General features: G+C 63.4%; 20 protein-coding genes. 10 read left to right on the top strand and 10 right to left on the bottom strand.

The genetic code is table 11. The annotated features are described in order from the left end of the window. Nucleotides 1-4 precede the first annotated feature (4 nt). Complete coding sequence (locus tag FJ434_RS16085) at nucleotides 5-985, bottom strand: bifunctional riboflavin kinase/FAD synthetase (protein WP_140749411.1); 981 nt, start codon at nucleotides 983-985, stop codon at nucleotides 5-7. Between the two features lie 6 nt (nucleotides 986-991). Next, nucleotides 992-1,852, bottom strand: coding sequence for a TIGR01459 family HAD-type hydrolase (locus FJ434_RS16080; protein WP_140507338.1), 861 nt, complete (start codon nucleotides 1,850-1,852; stop codon nucleotides 992-994). 258 nt (nucleotides 1,853-2,110) lie between these two features. On the opposite strand from FJ434_RS16080, the gene FJ434_RS16075 reads away from it, so the two are divergent. Next, on the top strand, nucleotides 2,111-4,102 hold the full coding sequence (locus FJ434_RS16075) for a TadE/TadG family type IV pilus assembly protein (protein ID WP_181165960.1): 1,992 nt from the start codon (nucleotides 2,111-2,113) through the stop codon (nucleotides 4,100-4,102). 124 nt (nucleotides 4,103-4,226) lie between these two features. Further along, nucleotides 4,227-4,859: a LysE family translocator gene (locus FJ434_RS16070; protein WP_140749154.1), complete on the top strand. Its 633-nt coding sequence runs from the start codon at nucleotides 4,227-4,229 to the stop codon at nucleotides 4,857-4,859. A 4-nt stretch (nucleotides 4,860-4,863) separates the two neighbouring features. On the opposite strand, the gene FJ434_RS16065 is transcribed toward FJ434_RS16070, so the two are convergent. Then, entirely contained in the window at nucleotides 4,864-5,688 is an 825-nt protein-coding gene (locus FJ434_RS16065; RefSeq protein WP_140749157.1) for a DUF2189 domain-containing protein, read from the bottom strand. 229 nt (nucleotides 5,689-5,917) lie between these two features. On the opposite strand from FJ434_RS16065, the gene FJ434_RS16060 reads away from it, so the two are divergent. Together FJ434_RS16060 and FJ434_RS16055 are read left to right on the top strand one after the other, a co-directional pair. Then, entirely contained in the window at nucleotides 5,918-7,141 is a 1,224-nt protein-coding gene (locus tag FJ434_RS16060; RefSeq protein ID WP_140507344.1) for a TadE/TadG family type IV pilus assembly protein, read from the top strand. Between the two features lie 77 nt (nucleotides 7,142-7,218). Then, entirely contained in the window at nucleotides 7,219-7,734 is a 516-nt protein-coding gene (locus FJ434_RS16055; protein ID WP_140507346.1) for a CAP domain-containing protein, read from the top strand. Nucleotides 7,735-7,744: 10 nt separating this feature from the next. On the opposite strand, the gene FJ434_RS16050 is transcribed toward FJ434_RS16055, so the two are convergent. The 5 genes from FJ434_RS16050 to FJ434_RS16030 all read right to left on the bottom strand — a co-directional run bounded on the left by FJ434_RS16050 (nucleotide 7,745) and on the right by FJ434_RS16030 (nucleotide 13,473). Continuing rightward, nucleotides 7,745-8,722: a 2OG-Fe(II) oxygenase family protein gene (locus tag FJ434_RS16050; RefSeq protein ID WP_140749160.1), complete on the bottom strand. Its 978-nt coding sequence runs from the start codon at nucleotides 8,720-8,722 to the stop codon at nucleotides 7,745-7,747. A 119-nt stretch (nucleotides 8,723-8,841) separates the two neighbouring features. Then, entirely contained in the window at nucleotides 8,842-10,377 is a 1,536-nt protein-coding gene (locus tag FJ434_RS16045) for a DHA2 family efflux MFS transporter permease subunit (RefSeq protein WP_027143226.1), read from the bottom strand. Nucleotides 10,378-10,682: 305 nt separating this feature from the next. After that, nucleotides 10,683-11,858, bottom strand: a complete 1,176-nt coding sequence (locus tag FJ434_RS16040; RefSeq protein ID WP_140749163.1) for an HlyD family secretion protein — start codon at nucleotides 11,856-11,858, stop codon at nucleotides 10,683-10,685. Next, nucleotides 11,855-12,334: a MarR family transcriptional regulator gene (locus FJ434_RS16035; RefSeq protein ID WP_140507352.1), complete on the bottom strand. Its 480-nt coding sequence runs from the start codon at nucleotides 12,332-12,334 to the stop codon at nucleotides 11,855-11,857. The genes FJ434_RS16040 and FJ434_RS16035 overlap by 4 nt, the downstream gene beginning before the upstream one ends. 113 nt (nucleotides 12,335-12,447) lie before the next feature. Beyond that, nucleotides 12,448-13,473: a LacI family DNA-binding transcriptional regulator gene (locus tag FJ434_RS16030; protein ID WP_140714180.1), complete on the bottom strand. Its 1,026-nt coding sequence runs from the start codon at nucleotides 13,471-13,473 to the stop codon at nucleotides 12,448-12,450. Nucleotides 13,474-13,668: 195 nt separating this feature from the next. On the opposite strand from FJ434_RS16030, the gene FJ434_RS16025 reads away from it, so the two are divergent. From FJ434_RS16025 to FJ434_RS16000, 6 genes are all read left to right on the top strand, one after another. Next, nucleotides 13,669-14,700 carry a Gfo/Idh/MocA family oxidoreductase gene (locus tag FJ434_RS16025; protein ID WP_140749166.1) on the top strand — a complete coding sequence of 344 codons (1,032 nt, stop codon included), beginning with the start codon at nucleotides 13,669-13,671 and terminating at the stop codon, nucleotides 14,698-14,700. Next, the gene (locus FJ434_RS16020; protein WP_032935164.1) at nucleotides 14,697-15,605 is read left to right on the top strand and encodes a sugar phosphate isomerase/epimerase; all 909 of its coding nucleotides are present in this window, start codon (nucleotides 14,697-14,699) and stop codon (nucleotides 15,603-15,605) included. Before FJ434_RS16025 ends, FJ434_RS16020 begins: the two co-directional genes overlap by 4 nt. Nucleotides 15,606-15,702: 97 nt before the next feature. Beyond that, nucleotides 15,703-16,710, top strand: a complete 1,008-nt coding sequence (locus FJ434_RS16015) for a substrate-binding domain-containing protein (protein WP_140749169.1) — start codon at nucleotides 15,703-15,705, stop codon at nucleotides 16,708-16,710. An 86-nt stretch (nucleotides 16,711-16,796) separates the two neighbouring features. Further along, a complete protein-coding gene (locus FJ434_RS16010) occupies nucleotides 16,797-17,594 on the top strand; it encodes an ATP-binding cassette domain-containing protein (protein WP_140749172.1) in 798 nt (265 codons plus the stop codon). Then, the gene (locus FJ434_RS16005) at nucleotides 17,591-18,643 is read left to right on the top strand and encodes an ABC transporter permease (protein ID WP_140749175.1); all 1,053 of its coding nucleotides are present in this window, start codon (nucleotides 17,591-17,593) and stop codon (nucleotides 18,641-18,643) included. Before FJ434_RS16010 ends, FJ434_RS16005 begins: the two co-directional genes overlap by 4 nt. Nucleotides 18,644-18,827: 184 nt before the next feature. Next, nucleotides 18,828-19,661, top strand: a complete 834-nt coding sequence (locus tag FJ434_RS16000; protein ID WP_140749178.1) for an AraC family transcriptional regulator — start codon at nucleotides 18,828-18,830, stop codon at nucleotides 19,659-19,661. Between the two features lie 7 nt (nucleotides 19,662-19,668). Here the strand turns inward: FJ434_RS16000 and FJ434_RS15995 are convergent, their stop codons facing one another. After that, on the bottom strand, nucleotides 19,669-20,619 hold the full coding sequence (locus FJ434_RS15995; RefSeq protein ID WP_140749181.1) for a helix-turn-helix domain-containing GNAT family N-acetyltransferase: 951 nt from the start codon (nucleotides 20,617-20,619) through the stop codon (nucleotides 19,669-19,671). Between the two features lie 73 nt (nucleotides 20,620-20,692). Beyond that, nucleotides 20,693-21,838, bottom strand: coding sequence for an alanine racemase (locus FJ434_RS15990; protein ID WP_140749184.1), 1,146 nt, complete (start codon nucleotides 21,836-21,838; stop codon nucleotides 20,693-20,695).

Raw genomic sequence — 21,838 nt, 5'->3', positions numbered from 1 at the left:
CGCTTCAGAACGCCACAGCGGCGTCCAGACCGGACAGCGGCTTGACGCCGCTAAGCAACGCGCGTGCCTCGGCTTCATCGCGCTTCATCTGCACCACCAGTGCATCGAGCCCGTCGAACTTGATCTCGCTGCGCAGGAAGCCGAAGAACGACACTCCGCAGATTTCGCCATAGAGATCGCCGGAAAAATCGAAGACGAAGGTTTCCAGGAGCGGCGCGCCATTGTCGTCGACGGTCGGGCGGCGGCCAAAACTGGCGACGCCGTCGTGCAGCGTGCCGTCCTCGCGCCGGAAGCGGACGGCGTAGATACCTTCCTTGAGCGTGGCTTCCGCGGGAAGCCTCATGTTGGCTGTGGGAAAGCCGAGCGTTCGCCCGAGCTGTTGGCCGCCGACGACCTCGTTTTCCACCGTGAAGCGATAGCCAAGCAGACCGGCTGCCCCGGCCACCCCGCCCTCGCAAAGCAAGGCACGGATGCGGCTCGACGAAACCACCTCGGCGCCTTCGTCGCGAAAGGCGTCGACGAGGGTGACACCGAAGCCATGGCGCTCGCCAGCAGCCATCAGATAGGCCGGCCCGCCCTGGCGGTCCTTGCCGAAATGGAAATCGAAACCGGTCACGGCGTGGCTGATGCCCAACGTCCTCTCCAGCACGTCGGTGACGAAGGCTTCCGCCGACAGCGAGGCGAAGTCGCGCGTGAAAGGCTGCTCGACGAGCGCGGCAAAGCCCAGAAGCGACAGGAGCCGCGCCTTCATCGGCGGCGGCGTCAGCACGAAAAGCGGCAAATCAGGCCTGAAAACCGTTCGGGGATGCGGTTCGAAGGTCAGCACCAGGGCCGGCACGCCGCGCCGCGTGGCCTCCGCCAATGCCCGTTCGAGCACGGCCTGATGGCCGCGGTGGACGCCATCGAAATTGCCGATCGCCACGACGCCGCCTCGCAGATCGGCGGGCAGCGGCACGGTTGTCGTAAGATGCTGGAACGCGACCATTGTCACCTACTGCAGTCTTGCGATGACGGCCACCGGACGATAGCCGTGCCGCTCCAGGAAGAGCCCGAGCCTGGCCGGATCCGGCCGGGAGGGATCGCCATAGTCGCGGGCATGAATGCCGCCGGAGACATAGAGGACGTCGAAACCATTGTCGGCCGCGCCCTTGACGTCGGTAAACATCCCGTCGCCGATAGCCAGTATTTGCGGACGCCCGACCGGCCGGCCGAGGATCTCGGCCACCTCCTTCATCGCGACCTCGTAGATTGGCGCATAGGGTTTTCCGGCGATCAGCGTGCGACCGCCGAGCTGCGCGTAGTCACGCGCGAGCGCGCCGGCGCACCAGATGATCCGTTCGCCGCGTTCAACCATGATATCGGGATTGGCGCAGATGAACGGCAGGTTCCTGGCCCGCAACCGGCGCAGCAGTTCCGTATAGTCCTCGGGTTTTTCAATCTCGTCGTCGAACAACCCGGTGCACACGACGCCGGCGGCCTCGAATTCCTCGACGAGCTCGACATCGAGACCATCATAAAGGGTCAAATCGCGATCGGCGCCGATGTGGAAGACTTTGCGAGGGCCCTCCGCGATCAGATCACGGGTCACGTCACCCGAGGTCACCACACGGTCATAGGCCGACGGCGGAACGCCGATCACGCTCATCTGCGCCACGACGTCGGCGCTGCGGCGCGGCGAGTTGGTGATCAGAACGACAGGAGTGCCGGCCGCCCTTGCCGCCACCAACGCGGCCGCGGCCGCCGGAAAATGCCATTCGCCATTGTGCACCACGCCCCATACGTCGCACAGAATTGCCGAATAGGCTTTCGAGACGTCTTCGAGCGAGCCGACGATTTCAGGCGAATCCGCCATGCCGTTTCCTTCAGTATGATCGTTGCGGGTGCGGCGGCCGACGGTTCGCCGCAGCCGGTTCGAATTATCCGAACCGGCCCATGCTGTCACCAGCTTTCGCCCGCATCGGCACGAATTGCCGCGCAACCGGCGGCTTTGATTGGTTAGCGGTTGGTGAAGCGCCGACCAAGCAATAGAGCGGTTTCCCAAACCCGTCCTTCAGCGTTTTGTGGAAAGCTGGCGCTGACCGAGAATCCGTCGGCGGGGGCCGCTCCAAGCATGTTTGAAATCTGGCGTCAGTTCCGCCGCGACAGGCGTGGCAATTATGCTCTTATGACGGCTGTGGCGATGGTACCGCTGATGGGCGGCCTGGCAATCGCGGTCGACTACACGGAAATGAACCGTGAAAAGCAGATGCTGATGAACGCGCTCGACGCCGCCAACTTCGCCACCGCCCGCCGGCTGACGGAAGGCGCGACCGACGACCAGTTGAGAGCCTATGCGCTCGATTTCTTCAATGCCAATTTGAACGATATCGATCCCGCGAGCACGACGCTCAACGTCACCTTGCCGAGTAACAGCAGCAGCGGCGGCGGCGGCCTGCTGACGATGACCGCCCAGCTCAACTACAAACCCTATTTCTACCCCGCCTTCGCCCAACTCGTCGGCAAATCGGCGACCGATGCGAACCAGAGGCTCAGCTTCAACGTCACCTCGCAGGTGCGGTTGAAGAACACGCTGGAAGTTGCCATGGTGCTCGACAATTCCGGATCGATGACCACGCTCGGCACGGGCTCGGGGCAAAAGCGCATCGATCTTCTCAAGACTGCTTCCAAGCAGCTGGTCGACACACTGGCCCAGCAGGCGGTCATGATCAAGCAGGTCGACAAGCCGGTGCAATTCGGCCTCGTGCCTTTTGCTGCCTCGGTCAATGTCGGCCCCGGGAATGGCAATGCTTCGTGGATGGACACCGAGGGGCTTTCGCCGGTCTCGAATGAGAATTTCGACTGGTCGACGCTGAACGCCGCCAACAAATACGCCCAGCGGACCAACGGCATCTGGTACAAGCGCGGCACTGGCTGGGGAACCGAGGACGGCCAGATGCTGACCCGGTTCTCGCTCTACCGCGACATGAAGGTCGTCACCAACCACGAGCGTGTCGTCAACAGCAAACGGGTTGTGTGCGACCAATACAATTCGAACAACACCTGCAAAAGCAGCCACGACGAATATGACTATATTGATTCCTATGGTCCGTTCGCCAGTTGGCAGGGCTGCGTCGAGGCCCGGCCCTACCCTTACAATATAAACGACGCCACGCCGTCCGGCGGCTCGGCCAACACCGGCATCGGTGTCGGCGATCCGGCAACGATGTTCGTGCCCATGTTCGCCCCCGACGAACCGGGCAATCATTGGAAGCTCACTCAAGACCCCGACGAGGCCGCGCCGGTAACTTATGGTGCCGTCAACAGCTGGTGGAACGACGATCCGTCGAGCAGCAGCGGCCAATCCCGGCTGCGCAACATGGCCAAGTACTTCCAGCCGCGGCCGATCGATGCGCCGGCGCTGCCCGCCGGCAACGGGCCGAATTACAGCTGCACCACCAACCCGATCACGCCGCTGACCGATGTCAGCGTCGCCGAAGGGGTCACCTCGATCAAGGCGGCGATCGACCTGATGCAGCCGAATGGCGGCACCAATGTTCCCGAGGGCATGGCCTGGGGCTGGCGGGTGGTTTCGAGCGGAGAGCCGTTCACGCAAGGGCGCCCGGAAACGGAAAGAGGCAACGACAAGGTGGTGATCGTGCTAACCGACGGCGCCAACACCTATTATACGCCTTCGTCGCTGGGCTACTCGGATCCCGCCAATTCGAAATCGACCTATGCGTCCTACGGCTATCTCAACCCCGGATACAACGGCACCTCGGTCGGCCGCCTGTTCATGGGCACATCGAGCGCCATCGGTCAGCTAGACTATTCGAACGGCAACTACACCAACGCGCTCAACGAGCAGATGGCCACGCTGTGCAACAACGCCAAGGCAGCCAACATCATGGTGATGACGGTGGCGCTCGACTTGTCGATGACCAAGGCCAGCGACAAGCTGGCCATCGATGCGCTGAAATCCTGCTCGTCGGAGTCGCGCTTTCGCAAGGATGCCACGGATCCGAGCAAACCGGCGAAGCTGTTCTGGAATGCGACCGGCGCCAGCCTGGCAAACGATTTCAAGGACATCGGCAACGAGCTGTCGAACCTGCGCGTGGTCGGCTAACCCGGGATCATCCCTCTGGCGCAACGCCTGGCGCCGTCAAGCTCTTGCGGCCACTTGTCGGGATAGGCACAGATTGGCCGCTCGCGAGATCGCGAATCCACCGCGGCATGCTGGGGAACGAACAATGCCCGATACCGCCAACCACCTCGCCTTCGCGCTGGTCTGCCTCGGCATGGTGCTGACGCCAGGCCCGAACATGATCTACCTGATCTCCCGCTCGCTCTCGCAAGGGCCGAAGGCCGGACTGATCTCGCTTGGCGGCGTTGCGGTCGGCTTCTTGTTCTACGTGCTGTCGGCCGCGTTCGGCATCACGGCGCTGCTGCTCGCCGTGCCCTATGCCTATGACGTATTGCGCTTTGCCGGCGTGCTTTATCTCCTGTGGTTGGCCTGGCAGGCGGTGAAACCCGGCGGACGCTCGCCGTTCCAGGTGCGCGACCTTCCGAAGGACCGGCCGCGCAAGCTGTTCGCCATGGGATTGATGACCAATCTGCTCAATCCCAAGGTGGCCGTTCTCTACCTGTCGCTGCTGCCGCAATTCATCAGCCCCGGCAAGGGCCATGTCCTGTCACAGCTTCTGGTGCTGGGCGTGACGCAGATATCGATCAGCCTCAGCGTCAATGCCGTCATCGCGCTGACGGCCGGCTCGATCGCCACCTTCCTCGCCGGACGCGCGCTGTGGCTGGTGATCCAGCGCTGGATGATGGGAACCGTGCTGACGGCACTCGCGCTGAAGATGGCGACCGACGCGCAGCGCTGAGTGCTCACATCGGACGGCGCGGGGGCCGGATATGGGCCGGTTCGACCACCTTTCGGTAGAGGTGCCAGGTCGCGTGACCGAGGATCGGCATGACGATGGCCAGTCCGGCAAACAGCGGGATAGAGCCGATCACCAGCAGCACCGCGACGATCAGACCCCAGAGCGCCATCTGCAGCGGATTTGTCATGACCGCGCGCGCCGAGGTCTCTATTGCCGAAACGGCGCCGACATCGCGATCAAGCAAAAGCGGGAAGGCAACGACCGTGGTCGCCAGCACAACCACCGCGAAGACCAAGCCGGCCACGTTGCCGAGAAGGATCAGCGTCCAGCCCTTGCTGGTCGTCAGCACATCGCGCAGGAAGGCCCCGACCGAAGCGGGCGGCTCGCCGCCAAAAAGGCTGGTGTAAATCGACTGCGCCGTGAACAGCCACAACAGGAACAGGGCGACCAGCATGATGCCGATGACCGCTATCGAGGGTAGCGCCGATGAGCGGCGGACATCGAGTGCGTGCCGCCAGTTGGTGTTCATGCCGAGCTCGCGCCGGCGGCTGATCTCATAGAGTCCGAGTGCGGCGAACGGGCCGACCAGGGCAAAGCCCGACATCAAGGGGTAGACGAGCTGGATGGCATTGGAGCCGGACGTCCACTGCGTCAGGACCAGGCCGACGATCGGATAGATCAGGCACAGGAACACGTAATGCGAGGGCTTGGCCCAGAAGTCCTCGGCGCCAAGCCTGAGCGCGTCCCAGAGGTCTGTCGTGGAAATGCGGCGGACCGCGGGTTGCACATGCATTCCGCGCGCGTCCGCCATGACATGAAAGCCGGCCATAACCTACCTCCGTTTTTCTCGGGGGGCGGTCACCGCCTAGGGTGGCCGCCCGTAGCTGCCACTTCAACAACGCTGGCATCATATCCGATCTTCCCGGAATTGTCGCCGCGTCCTTCGTTTGGAGAACCACTGACTTCATTTTAGAATCTATGCATTTTAGTTATTGCTTAAATTACTCGTAGAGACCCCGGGCGTATCACCTGAGCTTTACAAACCTTGGCGAGGGACGATGTTCACATTGAAGGGCTTCTGGTCTTCGGAGCGCGGAAATTTTGCCATGGCGACTGCCATCGCGATGCTGCCGATAATGGCTGTTGTCGCTGGCACCCTCGATCTGACGGGCACGAGCGACGACGCGGCGCAATTGCAGAACTCGCTGGACGCGGCTGGGCTTGCCGTCGGCACAAAGTACCTGCCCAGCATGAGCGCGAGCGATGTCCAGGGGCTTGGGCTGACATTCTTTGCTGCCAATATGAACGTCGCCGACCAGCAGGAATATTCAGACAGCATTACCGCCTTTTCGGCCACCGCCAGCGGCGACCCGAGCGCCTATTACATCTCGCTTTCGTCAGGCATAAACCGTCCGAGCTTCATCAATGGCGCTGCCCCCTGGCCGGCTCACAGATCGGCGACGGTCAAGATGCACCCGGGCGCGCAGGCCTGCGTGCTGGCGCTCGATCCGCATGCGTCGTCCGCGGTAAGCCTGCAAGGCTCGACCGATGTCGCCATGAGCAACTGCGTGATCGCGGCAAACTCGGACGCGTCCGATGCCGTCAGCAGAGGCGGTTCCGCGCAGGTTTCGGCGGGCTGCGTCTCGACCGTCGGCGGCACTTCCGGGCTTTCACCGCCCAGTGCCAATCTCACCTGCGGCGCGCCGCTCGAACATCAATATGCGTCCTTCGATCCCCTGGCCGATATCGTGCCTCCCCCCTATACATTCTGCATGCCGGTCCCGAACGGCAAAACCTACACGCTGTCGCCCGGCACCTATTGCGACAAGACATTGTCGGGAAACATCACGCTCAGCCCGGGCGTCTACATCTTGCGCGGCGTCACCCTGAAGCCGGGCGGGAACGGCAGCCTGAGCGGCCAGGGCGTGACCATATTCCTCGTGGAGGGAGCACAGATCATCATAAATGCCAATGAAACGGTGAACCTTTCTCCGCCAACCAGCGGGCCTTACGCCGGCATCACCATCTTCCAGAGCCGTGGGAACATTTCAGCATTGACCCTGAATGGCGGTGCAAATTCCGTGATCAGCGGATTCGTCTATGCGCCTGACGCGGCCGTTTCGTTCGCCGGCAACTCGGATATGAGCGGTCAGGGCGATTGCCTGAGGCTTGTTGGCTTGACCGTGCAGATGACAGGCAACTCATCCATCAAGACCGACTGCACGGCCGTATTCGGAAATCGCGAGATGTACGCCAGCCGCCGCATCACGCTTGTGAGATAGCCGCTAACTGCCGCTTCAATTCGAAATTTCACCGCCCTGCCCGGCAAAAGCCATGATCGCGATCGAGTCAGGCCTGCATGACCATTTCGAGAATCGATTGCGACCGGACCGCGGACTTGAACAGGCGCACCTGGCTCAAGGCGGCCGGCCTAGCGGCATTGCTCGGGCTTGCCGCCTGCAGCACCGTCTCGCTGCCGACCGGGCAAGGCGCCGGGGTTTCCTCCTCGGCAACCGGCACGCTGGCCAGCCTGCGTGTCACGGCTGGGCTCGGACCGCTGGTCCCCGATACACAGCTGGAGCAAGCAGCACTGCAGCAGGCCGGCTATATGGCGCGGCGTGAAAACATGAGCCACACGACCGGCTGGGGCAAGGATTTCGCCTCGCGCATGAGGGACAATGGTGTACACGGTGCGGCGGCCGAGAACATCGCGGCCGGCCGCTTCGACCAACAGAAGCTGTTCGATATCTGGATGCATTCGCAGGGACACCGGCGCAACATGCTCGATCCGGACTTCAGCCGCTTCGGGCTTGCCTATGTCCGTGACGGCCGCGACCCCAACCTGCGATACTGGTCGCTGGTGCTCGGGAAATAAGGGCTCCAGCCTATTTCGTCGTCGCCTTGAATTTCGCCATCAGGTAGGGACCGGAGCGCACCGGGCCGTATTTCGGCGGCTCGCCGTCTGCAAGGCAGGCATCCAGCACCTTGATCTCGGCATCCCAGTTCGGCTGGTGGAAGAAGGCCATGGACTGGCGCCTGTCCCGGCCGCCCGCGGCTGGATTGACGACACGATGCACGGTGGACACCCAGCGGTCATTGGTCCAGCGCGCCATCAGGTCGCCGATGTTGATGACGAAGGCTCCCGCGATCGGCGGCACCTCCGTCCATTCTCCGTCCGGCGTGACGATCTGAAGGCCGCGCGACCCGGCCTGCGGCAGCAGAATGGTCAGGCTGCCATAGTCCGTGTGGGCGCCGGCTCGGATCTGGCCGGGCTTCGGCGCGACATGCTGTTCGGGATAATTAAGCGCCCTCAGCGCGCTGATCGGCGCATCGAGATAAGTGTCGAAATAAGTCTCGGGCAAGCCGAGCGCGGTGGCGAAGACGCGCATGATTCGCAGCGCCAAATCCTCCAGTGCGGCGTAATAGGCTTTCCAGGCATGGATGAAACCGTCCGGTGCTTCAGGCCAGATCGTCTCGGCATAGCAGAAGGCGAGTGCCTCGGGATCAGACATGCCCGGTGGCACACTGAGCGGTCCGCCGTTGAAGCTCTCCTTGAGGTCCGGCGGCGTGTCGACGTTACGGGACTTGGCCAGCGCTTCGAGTTCGGGGCCGAGATAGCCGTAGGGATAGCCCTTATAGGGCGCCTTGGAGCGCTGCTTCTGTTCCGGCGGCAGGTCGAAGAAGGCGCGGGCTTTCGACCAGGCGGCGTCGATCACCGCCTGCGAAATGCCGTGGTTCTTGACCGCCAGGAAGCCCGTATCGCGGCAGATGCGATCGACCTCGGCGCCGCGCGCGGCCTTCTCCTCAGGGCTCGCTTTCTCGAATTGCCCGAGATCGAATACCGGAAATGTCGGGTTCTGCATCGTCTTTGCACTCGTCCGTCAACTTGCGAAACGATGGCGGCTTGCCCGGCAACCGGCTAGGACCAACCGATGTGGCAGTGTAGTCCATATCGAAGGCAGGCGATGTGCCTGCCGTCGGCCTAGTCCATATGGGCGGCAGGCGCGCCGCCGCCAGCCGGCGCCGTCTTCGGCTTGCGCAGCAGGAAGACGAACGGAATGGCGACCAGCGTCATCACCATCAGGATTTTGAAGTCGTTGACGTAGGAGATCATCATCGCCTGGAGATTGACCATGCGGTCGACCTGCGACAGCGCCGTCGGATCGCCGCCGGCGGCCGCCGGCGAGACCGCCCAGAGATTGGGATTGAACGGGTTGATGAAGGCTGAGAGCTCGGCATGATTGACCTGCGTGTTGCGCACCAGCAGCACCGTCACGACCGATACGCCGATCGACGAGCCAAGGTTGCGCACCAGGCTGAACAACGAGGTTGCATCGGTGCGGTAACGGGCGTCGAGCGTGGCGAAGGCAACCGTCGACAGCGGCACGAACACCATTCCCATGCCCAGGCCCTGGATCACGCCGGAGCTGATGATCAGCCAGTTATCCATCTGCGGCGAGAAGCTGGCCATGGTGTAGAGCGAATGCGCGGTCAGGAGGAAACCGATGACGACGAGAATCCTGGCATCGATCTTGCCCATGATGCGCCCGACGACGAGCATGGAAATCATGGTGCCGACGCCGCGCGGCCCGATGACGATGCCGATGGTGACGGTCGGATAGCCGAAGATGGTCGACAGCATCGGCGGCAGCAGCGACATCGAGGCCAGGATCAGCACGCCCATGACGAAGATGAACGCCAGCCCGGTGACGAAGTTGCGATCGAGGAAAATCTTCGGATCGATGAAGGGATGTTCCGACGTCACGGTGTGAATGATGAACACCCAGAAGCCGGTAATCGAAAGGCCAAGCTCGATCCAGATCTCGACCGAGGAAAACCAGTCGACCTCGCCACCGCGATCAAGCATCAGCTGCAGGGCGCCAACGCCGAGCGAAATCATGGCAAAGCCGAAGAAATCGAAGCTGCGCACCCGCCGGGCAACCGCCGGCAGATAGGCGGCCATGCCCAGGAAGGCGAGGATGCCGACCGGCAGGTTGATGAAGAACACCCAGCGCCAGTTGAAATTCTCGGTCAGCCAACCGCCAAGCGTGGGGCCGAGGATCGGTCCCAGCATGATGCCGGCGCCCCATATGGCCATCGCCTGGCCATGGCGCTCCTTGGGATTGATGTCGAGCAGGAAAGTCTGCGACAGCGGCACGATCGCGGCGCCAAACACACCTTGCATCAGCCGGAAAAGCACGATCGTTTCCAGGCTCCACGCCAGGCCGCACAACATCGAGAAGATGGTGAAGCCGACCACCGCCGTCAGGAACAGTTCCTTGCGGCCGAAACGGTCGGCGAGCCAGCCGGTGACAGGCGTCATGATGGCGGCGGCGACGATGTAGGAGGTCAGCACCCAGTTGATGTTGTCGGGCGAGGCGCCGAGGTCGCCGGTCATGGTCGGCAGCGCGACGTTGGCGATCGTGGTGTCGAGCGCCTGCATGATCGTCGCCAGCATGAGCGCGACGGTGATCAAGCCACGATGCGGCACTTCTTTGAATGGTTCGGACGTGCTCATGGCATAGAACTTCCAGAAGGTACTGAAACATGTACAACGGGTTTCCGGGCGGCAAAGCCTGCCGTTGAGAGGCCTTCATCGCGGTGGGACGCGATTATCGATGTGGGGGTTACATCGACTGAAAGTCTCTGATGAGCGGATGCATGCCGCCCGGAAACCTGAGGACCGACGGGGTCCGTGTCGAAGATTTCAGCTTCGGCCTGACCGCGACGCGGCTCTGCCCAAACGCTGATCCTTCCCACCCCCCCATCAGTCCAATCCTGCAACTCGCTTCCCCACCCTGATCCCCGCGGGCTTCCGCTGACTTACTGCGCGGGCTCGCCGGCCGTGGCGTGGCCGAAGATCGACGGCCAGCCACGTGCCACGCCGGTGTCGACGGTGACGGAGGCGCTCATGCCGGTACGCAGCGCCATCTTGGCATCGGGATCGGTCAGTTCCAGGCGTACAGGAATACGCTGGGTGACCTTGACCCAGTTGCCCGTGGCGTTCTGGGCCGGCAGCAGCGAGAAGTCCGCGCCGGTGCCGGCACCGATAGCCTTGACGGTCGCCTCGAAGGTCCTGCCCGGATAGGTATCGACCACGATCTCCGCCTTCTGACCCGGCTTCATGTTGGTCAGTTGGGTTTCCTTGAAATTGGCGTCGATCCAGGTATCGCCGGTCTCGACCAGCGCAAACAACGGTGTGCCGGAGCCGACATACTGGCCGACCTTGAAGGACGCGGCTTGATAGACAAGACCATCCGCGGGCGCCTTCACCGTGGTCTGCGCCAGGTCATAGGCAGCCTTGTCGCGCGCGGCGAGTGCCGACATCACGGTCGGATGCTTGTCTGTCTCGATATCGGGATTGCCGCCAAGCGCCGCCTTGGCGCTGACGATGCCCTGTTCGGCAACGGCGAGCTGCTGCTTGGCCTTGTCGAGATCATTCCTGGCTTCATCCAGCGAAGACTTGGCATTGATCCCTTTCTGGGCAAGATCGGCGGCGCGGTCATATTGCGACTGCGCATAGGCAACTTCGCTACTGGCGGATTTCTCCTGCGCCATCGCCTGGCCGTAGGCGGCGCGCAACTGCTCGACATTGAGGCGCGCGGCAGCCACAGCGGCATCGGCCTGGGCAAGCGCGATGCGGTAGGGCTCTGGATCGATGGCGAACAGGAGATCGCCCTGCTTCACCGTCTGATTGTCCGATATGGCGACCTGGACGATACGACCAGCCGTGTCGGAGGCGATCGACACCTTGGCCTGCTGCAGATTGGCGTTTTCCGTTTCCTGGTAACGCCCGCCCGTCACCCAGACATAGCCGCCGCCGACGATCAATGCCGCCGGCAAGGCGAACATCAAGAAGAAGCGACCGATGCGGCGCTTCTTCCTCGGCGCCGGCGCCGGCTGCACGAGAGGAGCGACCGCGACAGGGGCAGCCGGCTGGGCCGGCGCTTCCATCTCCACCTTGGGAGCGTTTTCTTCTACTTTAGCTACCGCGTTCATGCTGTCGCACCTTCCGCACTCTTGATCTTTTCAAGCGACGAAGCTTCGCTGTCCGTCAGATTTTGTACGATTACATCCAGCGCCCGGATCAGGACGCGCCGGTCTTCCGGCGAAACGCCGCTGAGCGATTCCTCATAGACTTCGCCAGCAAGGCTCTTGACGTCCGCATAGGCCGCGTTCGCCTTCTCGGTTGGGAATATCATGCGCACGCGCCGGTCCGCCGCGTCGGAGCGGCGTTCGATCCAGCCGCCCTCCTCCATCCGGTCGACCAGGCGTGAGACGCTGATCGGCTCGATTTCGAGCAGTTCGGCGAGCCGCGCCTGTGCAACGCCCGCCTCCTTGGCAACGCGGACCAGAAGCCGCCATTGCGCCGAAGACAGGCCGAGCCCGCTGGCGCGCGCCTCAAAGCGCTTGCGCATCAGGCGCTGCACGTCGTGGATCAAAAATCCCAATCTGTCGATGCCATCTGAAACCATGAGCGGTATATATAATAAGCGTGCTTACTATTCAAGGTGTCAGATCGCGATGGCCGCGCGCGGCGGCGAGGCAAGGCGATCGTTTGTTCTGTTATAACAGAACAAACAAATGGTCAATCGCTGTCGCGGGCGATCAGTTCCAGCGGCCAGACCTCCCTGATGGTCTCTGGCCCGGCGGCCCCCGCAAAAGCCGGCAGCGACGCCAGCAGCATTTCGGCGAGCCGCCGTCCCATCGGCTGCAGCGCCGGGCGGAAAGCAGTCAGCGCCGGCGAGAAGTAGCGGCAGAGCGGCGTATCGACGATCACGGTCACCGCCATGTCGTGACCGGGCTTGATGCCCATCTCGGCCAGCGCCTTGCAGCCGCCAAGCGCCATTGCGTCATTGTTGAAGATAATGGCGGTCGGCGGGTCCTTGCGGCGCATCACGTGCGGTGTCACTTCGTAGCCACCGGCCTCATTGATGAAGCCGTCGGCAATCAGGCCGGGATCGACGGCGATGCCATGCCGGCGCAAGGCCTTGCGGTAGCCGTCGAGGAACAGATAGCCGAAATTCAGATCGAGCGATGGGCGGATGGCGGCGATTCGGCGATGGCCGCGTGCCACCAGCCGATCGACCGCGTCGGCGCCTGCTTTTTCGAAATCGAGATCGAGCGAGGGGTAGGCCTTGTCGCCGGAGCGGCTGCGGCCGAGCGTGGCGAAGGGGAAGCCGGCCTGGGTCAGATAGTCGATGCGCTCATCCTCGCGCCGCGTCCAGGCCAGCACAACCGCGTCGGCACGGCGCGTCTCGACGACACGCCGCAGGCGCTCCTGCTGATAGTCGCCCGGCGCGCCCATCACCACGATGAGATCCAGCCCGCTTTCGGCGAGCCGGCCCTGCAATCCAGTCAGGAACGGAATGAAGAAAGGCTCGCCGTATTCCTGGTCGCCCGGATGCGGCTGCAGCATGAAGGCGATCGAATGGGTAGCGCCTTGCCTGAGACTGCGACCGGACTGGTTCGGCGAATAGTTGAGAGCCCTGGCCGCCTCGAGAACGCGCTGGCGTGTGTCGGCATTGACGTCGGCGCGGCCGTTGAGGGCGCGCGACACCGTGCCGATCGAAATGTTCAGGTGACGGGCAAGGTCGTGAATGCTGGACGCCAAGTGACTGTTCTCCCCCTTGCTTGGCTAGCACCGGTGGCCGCCCGGGCCAAGGCGCAACGACGATTTTCATGGGCGGGCCGATTGACATTCTACGCCTTCGGGTGTGTTCTCGTAAACGTTTACGGAAAAACGTTTACGGTCACGCCGTGAACGCCGGGACGATCGGCCTGGAGGGGCCGAGAGGAGGAGCGCTGGATGATCGACGCCGTTCTGGTCGGCTGCGGAGCGATGAGCAAGGCCTGGCTCGATGCCGCGCGGCAAATCGACGGGCTCGCCATTGTCGGCCTTGTCGATCTCGATGCCGACAGAGCAAAGGCCAGGGCTCGCGAATACGACCTTGGTGGTGCCGTCATCGGCACCAGTCTCGACGCCGTGCTCGACCAGACCCGACCGCAAGCGGTCTTCGATGTGGTGGTTCCCGCCGCCCGGCGCGACGTTGCGTTTTCCGCCTTTGCCCATCATTGCCATCTGCTGACGGAAAAGCCGCTCGCCGATAGCCCGGAGAATGCCCGCGCCATCGTCGAGGCCGCCCGCCAGGCCGGGCGCATCCATGCCGTCGTCCAAAACCGCCGCTATGTCGCCGATGTCAGGCGCATCCGGAGATTTCTGGACTCCGGCGCCATCGGCAAGCCGACCAGCATACACGCCGACTTTTTCGTCGCACCACATTTCGGCGGTTTTCGCGAGGAGATGGCCCATGTGCTGCTGCTCGACATGGCGATCCACACATTCGACGCCGCCCGTTACATGGTCAATGGCGAGCCGGCCGGCGTCCATTGCCAGGAATGGGAACCGGCCAATTCCTGGTACCGACAGGGCTCGTCGGCCAGCGCGGTCTTCGATCTCGGCGGCGGCAAGGTCTTCACCTATGCGGGCAGTTGGTGCGCGGCCGGCTTCCGCACCAGTTGGGAGGGCAGCTGGCGCATCGTCGCCGAGCGCGGCAGCCTGATCTGGGACGGCCATGAAGGGTTGAAGGCGGAAATGGTAGTGCCGGGCCGCGACGGCATGTTCGACAAAATTCAGCCAATCGAGGTGCCCGCGCTCGATCCCGCCGACCGCGTCGATGGCCATCTCGGTATCATCAGGGATTTCATGCGCGCCATCGAGACCGGCACCGAGCCGGAAACGCGCGGCGCCGACAATATCAAGAGTCTGGCCATGGTCTTTGGCGCCATCGAGAGCGCCGAAACCGGACGCCGCGTGATGATCGCAAAGGAAGCACAATGATGCCAAACCCGCTCCTCGACATCAGGATCGGCACCATGGTGCGGGCCAACCTCGACGACCCGGCCGCCTATATCAAGGCAATCCTGCCGCTCGGCTTCGAGAGCATCCAGCCCTTCTTCTGGCAGACACTGGGCGGCAAGGACCTGCCCCGGCTGGCGGGCCAGATCCGCGAGGCGATCGGCGATGCCGATGTCACGGTGTCGTCGCTCGGCGTGTTCGGCAATCCGCTGGAGGGCGGCGATGTCGACCGTGGCGTGCTCCAGGCCTGGGAGACGGTCATCGACAATGCGCATTTGTTCGGCGCCTCGATGGTCTGCGGCTTTACCGGCCGGCTCCGCGGCAAGCCGCTGACAGACAGCCTGCCGCGCTTTCGCGAGGTGTGGGGGCCGCTGGCCAGGCGCGCCGCCGACAAGGGCGTTCGCATCGCCTTCGAGAACTGTGCGATGGACGGCAACTGGGCTGCTGGTGACTGGAACATCGCCCACAATCCGGACGCCTGGGAGCTGATGTTCAACGAGTTGCCTGACGACAATCTCGGCCTCGAATGGGAGCCTTGCCACCAGCTCGTTTATCTGATCGATCCGATGCCGCAGATCCGCAAATGGGCGCCACGCATCTTCCACGTCCATGGCAAGGACGCGACCGTGCGCTGGGACGTCATTCGCGAGCACGGCGTGTTTGGCCGTCTGCCGTTCGTACAGATGCGCACGCCAGGCTTCGGCGACAGTGACTGGACGCGGGTGATCAGCGAATTGCGGCTGGCCGGATACAAGGGTGCGATCGACATCGAAGGCTGGCACGACCCGGTCTATCGCGGCGACCTCGAGATCACGGGGCAGGCACGCGCGCTGGAGTATCTCAAGCTATGCCGGGGAGGTGCGAGCTACCTGCCAAATCCGGCGTGAGGACCGGTCGGCGGGAGGAGCCGGCCGCAAGTGGTACTGCCAAAGCAATCGTTCAAAGGCTCCTCGGCTGACGAGGGAAACAATGGGAGGAACGTGCATGAGCATCGCGATCAGAACGACACTTCTGCGGACGACCGTGGTGGCGGCCGCCACGGCGCTTACCGCCGCAATCTCCACCTTGCCGGCGCAGGCGCTCGACGCCCAATGGTGCAAGGACGTCCACATCCGCTTCTTCGTCGGCGGTGCCGAAGGCGACGCCTTCGGCACCATCGTCTACAATGGCGCCAAGCAGGCGGCGGCCGATCTCGGGCCCAAGGTCGACTACATCTTCTCCCAGTGGGACGCGGAGAAGATGGTGCAGCAGTTGCGCGAAGCGGTCGCGGTCAAGCCCCAGGGCATCGCCATGATGGGCCATCCGGGCGACGCCGCGATCATGCCGCTCGCCGAAGAGGCGCATAAGGAGGGCATCAAGATGATGTACCAGAACGTCCCGGTGCCGAAGGTGACGGCGGCGTTCGGTGGCGGCTATGTCGGCGCGCAGCAGGAACAGCAGGGCCGCGCACTCGGCGCCGAAGCGCTCAAGCTGGCCAAGCTGAAGGCCGGCGACAAGGCGATCATGATCGGGCCGTTCGACAATGAGAGCCGCGGCGCGCGCGAGCGCGGCACGGTCGCGGCACTGAAGGAGGCCGGCATCGACGTGGTTCAGATCAGTTCGGCGACCGAATGGGCGGCGGATCCCAATCTCGCGATACCGGTGATCACCGCGGCTCTGTTGAACAACCCGGATGTGAAGATGGTTGGTTACCCCGGCGGACAGATGCTCGGCAATGTCCCCACCTACATGCAGGCGGCGGGGCGCAAGCCCGGCGATATCTTCAACTTCGGTTTCGACACCAGCCCGCAGATCGTCGAGGGCTTCAAGGGCGGCTGGGTGCAGCTGACGGCCGACCAACAGCCATTCCTGCAGGGCTATCTGCCGATCCTCAGCCTGTGCCAGCAGGTGGTGCTGGGTCTGGCGCCGATGAATGTCGACACCGGCGCCGGTTTCGTCACGCCCGAAAATTACGAGATCGTCGCAGAACTCGCCAAGCAGGCGCTGCGCTGACCTCCCAAGCCGTCGGCCGGGATCAGGCCCCGGCCGGCGGGACCGCTGGCGAGAAAGCTGGTGCGAGACAATCAAGCGAGGATCCGATGGCCGAACGTCTCATAGAACTGCGCGACATCGCTAAGTCCTACGGCCACGTCTATGCATTGGGCGGGGTCAATCTCAGCGTCGACCGCGGCGAGGTGGTCGGCCTCATCGGCGACAACGGCGCCGGCAAGTCGACGCTGATCAAGATCCTCTCCGGCGTGGTCCAGCCGACCAGCGGAGAGATCCTCATCCGCGGCAAGCCGGTGACCGGATGGAGTGCGGCACGTTCGCGCGAGGCCGGCATCGAAACGGTGTTCCAGGACCGGGCGCTGGCGGTGCAGCAGACGATCGTGCGCAACATCTTCATGGGCCGCGAACTCACCGGTTTTCTTGGCTGGCTGAAGGTCAGCAAGGAAATCGAGGAGGCGAGTCGGCTGATGCGCGAGATCGGCTTCACCTCGAAAGTATTCACGCCGCACTCGATCGTCGGCCAGCTATCGGGCGGCGAGCGCCAGGGCGTGGCCATCGCGCGCGCCATCTACAAGCAGGCTGAACTGATCGTCCTCGACGAGCCGACCACGGCGCTGTCTCTGACCGAGACTGCCAAGGTCTTCCATTTCGTGCGCCAGGTGCGGGCGAGCGGCCGCTCGATCCTGTTCATCGGCCACAACATCCATCATGTCTTCGACATCGCCGATCGCTTCGTGGTGCTGGACCGCGGCAAGGTCGCGCTCACCGCCGACCGGAGCGAGATCAAATCGGCCGAAGACCTCATCAATTTCATGGAAGACGTCGCGCATCCGGGCGGGTTGGCCGGACTGCACGACACCGGCGACGCGGAGCAGAGAGCACGATGAGCAAGACCATGGAGCCCGATCTGCACGAGCCGGCGGCCGGCATTTCCCGCCAAGGCAGTTCCCAGAACGAGTGGAAGCACCCGTCCGATCACTGGATGCGCGGCTTCATCCTTGACAACCGTGCATCGCTTGGCACGCTCGGCGTGTTCATCGTCATGATGGCGGTGTTCATGATCGCCAACCCGACCGTCTTCACCACCTGGTATCTCTACAGCTCCGTACTGACGACGCTGCCGGTGGCGCTTTTCGTGGTGGTACCGCTGGTCTTTGTCGTCACCTGCGGGGAGATCGACCTGTCGTTTCCCGCGACGATGGGTTTTGCGTCGTGGGTCTTCGCGCTGGTCGTCCAGGCCGGCTACGATCCGTTCCTCGGCATCATTGCGGCGATCGTCACCGGCATGCTGCTCGGCTTCCTCGTCGGGTCGCTGGTCGTCTATGGCGGGCTGTCGTCGCTCATCGCTACGCTCGGCATGAATTTCCTGCTGCGTGGCCTGATCCAGATCATCAACGAGGGCAAGTCGCTGGCGCTAACCGGGCTTGCAGACAGCTGGGCCTACAGGATCTTCTCCAGCCAGGTCCTGGGCATTCCGGTGCAGATCTTCTGGGCCATCGCCTTCGTCGTGCTGTCGGCGATGCTCTACAACCGCCACCGCTTCGGCGCGCAGGTGAAGGTGGTCGGTGACAATCCCGACAGTGCCCAGCAGATGGGCATCGACGTCAAGCGCGTGCGGGTGAAGGTGTTCGTCTTCGTCGGCATCGGGGCCGCGATCGCCGGCACGTTCTCCGTAATGATCAACTTCACCTGGTGGCCAACCGCCGGCGACGGTTATCTCTTGCCGGTGCTGGCCTCGGTGTTCGTCGGCGGCACGCCCACCTGGGGTGGCATCGGCACCGTGGCCGGCGGCGCGATCGGCGCCGTCACGGTGTCGTTTATCCAAACCGGCGTCGTGGCGGCTGGGCTCAGCGGCTTCTACGTCCAGTTCTTCAACGGGCTGATCATCATCCTTTCGCTGCTTGGCCACAAATGGAACCAGGCGCGCTACCGTTGAACCAGTCTGCTCTTTGAACCAGTCGGCCTTCAAGGCAATTTTCCGGCTATCCGAGCCACCAATAGACGACAGGCCACGCGGACGAGACCGCGCGGCCCGATCGCCCATTTGCGCCATGCGCAATTTCGATCAAACTGGCGCGGCAACGAGGCGCCAGAGTGAGGACGCCACATGCGAGGAACCCATGAACCCGACCGAGAAAGCGCTATGGTTTGTCGAAAGCCATCTGCCGGAAGCTGTTACGCTCGACGACATCGCCCAAAGCAGCGGGGTGTCGCGCTTTCATGTGACGCGCGCCTTCGGCGCCGCCACTGGCCGCTCTGTCATGGGTTACATGCGCTCGCGCCGGCTGACCGAGGCGGCGCGCAGGCTCGCCGGCGGGGCGCCCGACATCCTGTGCGTCGCGCTCGACGCCGGCTACAACTCGCATGAGGCTTTCACCCGTGCCTTCCGCGACCAGTTCGGCACCACGCCGGACCTGGTGCGCGCGCAAGGTTCGACCAAGACCCTTGATCTCGTGGAGCCTATCCTGATGGACCACACCCTGCTCGCCAGCCTCGAACCACCGCGCTTCGAGACCAGCCGCCCCTTCCTCATCGCCGGCTTCGGCGAGCGCTACAGCTGCGAATCGAGCGCCGGCATTCCGATGCAGTGGCAGCGTTTCAGCCCTTACATCGGCAACATACCCGGCGAAGTCGCCGGCGTTTTCTATGGTGTCTGCCTCAATGGCGACGATGCCGGCAATTTCGACTATGTCGTCGGCGTCGAAGTGCGCGACTTCGCGGATCTGCCGAAGGAATTCTACCGGGTGCGGGTTCCGGCGCAGAAATACGCCGTTTTCACGCATCGCGAGCACATCTCGACCATCCGGCGTACGATCAACACGATCTGGAACAGCTGGCTGCCGGCCTCCGGCCACGAAATCGCCGACGCGCCGGAATTCGAGCGCTATGGGCCCGAATTCGATGCGCGCACAGGTAATGGCGGGCTGGAGATCTGGGTGCCGGTCAAGGCATGACGCGCCGCTACAGCTCCAGATCCCAGTTCTGTCCAACCAGATCCTTGCCGAAGGAATGGTGAGGCTCTTCCTCGATCAGCTTGAAACCGGCCGCCTGGTAGATGTGCCGGGCCGCGGTCAAAATGTCATTGGTCCATAGGGTCAGCGTCTTGTATCCCCTGGCGCGGGCAAAGCCGATGCACTCGTCGACCAAGCGCTTGCCGATGCCGAGGCCGCGCGCCGAAGGTTCGACATAGAGCAGCCGCAGCTTGGCCACCTGGTCCGACTTGCGCACGACGAAGATCGAGCCGACGACCTCGCCTTCCCGCTCGGCGATCCAGCCTCGCTCCCATTTCGGATCGAAGGATTTTACGAAATTTGCGAGGATTTCGGCGACCAGCGCCTCATAGGTTTCGTCCCAGCCATAGTCCTGCGCGTAGAGCATCCCTTGCCGGCGGATGATCCAGCCAATGTCTCCGACCTGCAACGGCCGCAGCAGATAAGGGATTTTCGGCTCGCCACTGTCATCCAGCAGACGCTGCACCGTGCGCATGGAATTGACCAGCCGGTCCTGCTCCGACGCGGGCAGCCGATCGAGCAGCGCCGCGACCTGGTCGTGCGAATCCTTGTTCAGCGGTGCGAACGCGTTCCTGCCCGCCGGCGTCAGCGCGATCGACGATTGCCGCGCGTCCGAAACCAGGGTGACCCTGGAGATGAGATGAAGGCGCTCGAACTTCTTCAGCAAACGGCTGACATAGCCGGCGTCGAGGCCGAGATCGCGCCCGAGGTCGGTCGCGGTCAGTCCGTCACGATGCATCAACTCGTAGAGCACGCGCGCCTCGGTCAGCGAGAAGGCGCTCTTCAGCAGCCCTTCGTCGAGCAGTCCGATCTGACGGGTATAGAAGCGGTTGAAGGCCCGCACCGCATCGATCAGGTTTTTGCTGGGTGCAGCCTTGTCGGGTTGATGGTGGATTGTCATCGAGTCATCTCCTGCTGGCACAGGATCAAACATTTACTTGACTAAGTCAATTATCAGGAGATGGCCCGGACACTTACATCATCGGCAGCACCGGCCAGCGGTCGACGATCCTGCCACCGGAAAGCACCGCGATCGGCCCGAGCTGCTGCAGCACGGCTTCGCTCTGCGTCGGTCGCAGGAACGCGTAGTCGCCCGGCCTGACGGCGGCCGCGGCGGGCAAGCCCATGAATTGCTGGTTGGAGGACAGGCCAAGCAGGCCGTTCGTCGTCAGGCCTTCGGGAAACACCGGTTCGGCCATCCATTTGCCGCCATAGAGATAGCAGCCCTTGCGCGGAAACCGGCCGAGCGCCTGGAGCAGACGCGAGACCGCAGGTGGGCCGGGCAGCATTGGCTCGACCACTTTCAGGATCGGCGTCGCGATGAAGGCCGCCGGCCGGAAGCCATCGAGGCCTGGCGTGTCGAAATCGCCGGGCAGCACGAAGGCCGACCCGATCGACACTTCATTGGCAGCGCCGCCATGATGAAGCAGCGCGGTCTTGCTGCCACCGATGTTCAAGATGTGGCGCTGGTCCATACCGAGGCGCGCGATGAAAGCGGCGGCCCGTTGCGAGGCTTGCGCCAACGCCTTGGCCGGCCCGCCGAACAGGGCGGGTATGTGCGGCGCATGCGCCTCATAGGCCATGACGCCTTCGCAGCGCAGCCCTTTGTGGGCCGGCAGCGCCTTCAGCGCCCGCGACAGAGCCTCCGGTTCGGCAAAGCCGCCGCGATGCAGTCCGACATCGATTTCGAAAACAATGCGCAGCTCGACGCCGAGTTCGTCAGCGAGCGCGCCATACTCAGCCAATCTCTCCTGTGTGTCGATCAGCCAAGATACTCGCGACCAGACTGCATCGCCTCTGGAAAGCGCGGCCTTTGCCGCGCCGACCGGCATCGGTTTGCCGTACAGCAGATCCGCATCCGCAAACGCGCTCAGCACCGCCTCGCTGATCGGCGGATGGAAGGTCATGAAGCGTTGGGTTCCAAGCGCCTTGCCGACATGGGAGAGCAGCGGCAGGCAAGCGAGCGACTTGTCGACCAGTCGTACGGCAAGGCTGGCATCAAGCCTCCCCTTCACCAGCGCGATGTTGCCATCCAGCCGGTCGAGGTCGAGCAGCAGGCAGGGTTGGAGGATGCCCGCCTGCTTCAGCGCATCCGAAAGCGTGGCGAAATAAGCCTTCAT

The organism is Mesorhizobium sp. B2-5-13 (assembly GCF_006440535.1).
Classification (GTDB): domain Bacteria; phylum Pseudomonadota; class Alphaproteobacteria; order Rhizobiales; family Rhizobiaceae; genus Mesorhizobium; species Mesorhizobium salmacidum.
This window is presented reverse-complemented; position numbering and strand designations above follow the sequence as displayed.